Origin of the sequence: Jatrophihabitans sp., assembly GCF_051960575.1 — a bacterium.
Classification (GTDB): Bacteria; Actinomycetota; Actinomycetes; order Mycobacteriales; family Jatrophihabitantaceae; genus JBQCEE01.
Map to the genome: position 1 here is coordinate 1 of NZ_JBQCEE010000122.1, position 2,366 is coordinate 2,366.

General features: G+C 70.7%; 3 protein-coding genes. All 3 read right to left on the minus strand.

All coding sequences use genetic code 11. The features are described from left to right. On the minus strand, positions 1–879 hold an 879-nt coding region (locus tag ACTHMS_RS06635), incomplete at its 3' end, for an AMP-binding protein (protein WP_440305881.1). A 93-nt stretch (positions 880–972) separates the two neighbouring features. Next, positions 973–2,019: a 1,2-phenylacetyl-CoA epoxidase subunit PaaE gene (gene paaE / locus ACTHMS_RS06640; RefSeq protein WP_440305882.1), complete on the minus strand. Its 1,047-nt coding sequence runs from the start codon at positions 2,017–2,019 to the stop codon at positions 973–975. Further along, a partial coding sequence (paaD, locus tag ACTHMS_RS06645; protein WP_440305883.1) for a 1,2-phenylacetyl-CoA epoxidase subunit PaaD occupies positions 2,019–2,366 on the minus strand: 348 nt, incomplete at its 5' end. The genes paaD and paaE, both read right to left, overlap by 1 nt.

A 2,366-nucleotide genomic window follows, 5' to 3' on the forward strand; every position in this document is an offset into this window, starting at 1 on the left:
GGTGAAGACGAGCTCGCCGAGCTCGCCGTCGGGCAGCACCTCCTCGGTGACCGGGTCGATGACCTCGGGGTAGAAGTGGTCCTCCCAGACGTGCAGGCCGTCCTTGGTCGTCGCCGCCTCCTGCGCGACCCCCGGGCCCATGACCTCGGACAGGCCGTAGATGTCGACGGCGTGCATGTCCAGGCGCTGCTCCATCTCCACGCGCATGTCGTTGGTCCACGGCTCGGCGCCGAAGATGCCGACCTGCAGGCTGGTGGTGCGCGGGTCCAGACCCTGCCGCTCCATCTCGTCGACGATGGCCCGCAGGTAGGACGGCGTCACCATGATCACGTCCGGCTCGAAGTCGCGGATCAGGGTGACCTGCCGTTCAGTCATCCCGCCGGACACCGGGATCACCGTGCACCCCAGCGCCTCGGCGCCGTAGTGCGCGCCCAGCCCGCCGGTGAACAGCCCGTACCCGTAGGCGATGTGCACGTGGTCCTCCGGCCGACCGCCGATCGCCCGGATCGAGCGCTCCATCACCGCGGCCCAGGTGCGGATGTCCTCGGCGGTGTAACCGACGACAGTGGGACGGCCGGTGGTGCCGCTGCTCGCGTGGATCCGCGACACCTGCTCCCGTGGGACGGCGAACATGCCGAACGGGTAGTTCTCGCGCAGGTCCGCCTTGGTCGTGAACGGGAATCGCGCGAGGTCTTCGAGCGCCTTGCAGTCGTCGGGATGCACGCCGGCCGCCTCGAACGCCGCGCGGTAGTGCGGCACGTTCTCGTAGGCATGGTGCAGCGACCAGCGCATCCGGTCGAGCTGCAGCGCGCGCAGTTCGTCGACGGAGGCACGTTCGATCGGATCGAGATCTTCGGGACGGGGAGTGCGATCCTGCATGTCGCTCACGGTGGCCGCTCGAACCGGCTTGCGCAAGACCGCTCAGTTGCGAACGCGTGCACTCCGCAGGACGCTGGCGCACGCCACGCCCTACTAGGCGTCGTAGTCGACGGTGACCGTGTCGCTGGTCGGCAGTGCCTGGCAGGTGAGCACGTAACCGGCCTCGACCTCGTCGTCCTCGAGGGCGAAGTTGCGCCGCATGGTCACCTCGCCGTGCCTCACGAGCGCCCGGCACGTGCCGCACACACCGCCCTTGCAGGCGAACGGCAGATCCGGACGGAACTTCTGCGCCGCGTCGAGGATCGGCGTGCCGGGCGCCACGGTGACGGTGCTGCTGCGCCCGTCCAGCACGACCGTGACCTCGGCGCCGGGGCCCGGGGGTGCGTCGACATGGTGCACCTCGGCGGGCGGGTCGGGCTCGACGTAGAACAGCTCGCGGTGGATCCTGCTGCGCTCGACACCGAGCTCGCCCAGCACCTCGATCGCATCGGTGACCATGCCGAACGGCCCGCACAACCACCAGTGGTCGACGCCGGCGACATCGACGGTGACCGGCAGCAGCGTGCGCAGCTTGGCGGCGTCGAGGCGGCCGGTGAACAGCTCGACCTCCTGCGGCTCGCGGCTGAGCACGTGCACCAGCCGCATCCGGGCCGGGTAGGCGTCCTTGAGGTCGGCGACCTCGTCGGCGAACATCACCGAGTCGGTGCGGCGGTTGCCGTAGAACAGCGTCACGGTCGATTCCTCGTGGGCGGCGAGGACGGACGCCGCGATCGAGAGCATCGGCGTGATGCCCGAGCCGGCCGCGATGAGCACGTGGTGACCCGGCGTGCGCAGGTCGGGTGAGAACGAGCCGCTCGGCGGCTGCACCTCGAGCACGTCCCCGGGGCGCAGATCACGCACCAGCCAGCCGGAAAGCGCGCCGCCCGGCACCTCGCGCACGCCGATCCGCGGCGGACGGCCGACCCCGGCGCAGATCGAGTACGAGCGCCGCTCGGCACCGCGCTTGAGCGTCAGCGACTGTCCCGGTGCGAACGCGAACTCATCCCGCAGATCATCAGGGACCCTGACCGTCACGGCGGCGGAGTCGTCGGTCAGCCGATCGACGCGGGCCACCGTGAGCCGGCGAAACGTTGTCGGCATCAGATCGCCTTGACCGACTCGAACGGCTCGCCGCAATCGGCGCAGCGGTGCAACGACTTGCACGCAGTGCCGCTGAACCGGGCAGTCTCGCTGGTGCGCTCGGATCCGCAGCGCGGGCAGGTGAGCTGCGCTCGCGTCGTCAGCGTGAGCGGCACCGGGCCGGTCCGCGCAGGTGCTGCATGCGGCGGCGCGATGCCAGCCGCGGCGAGCTTCGCGCGACCCTGCTCGGTGATCCAGTCGCTGGTCCACGCCGGCGTGAGCTGCTGTCGCACGCGCACCTCGCGGTACCCCGCCCGGCGCAACCGATGCGTGAGGTCGCTGGTGATCTCGCGCATCGCCGGGCAGCC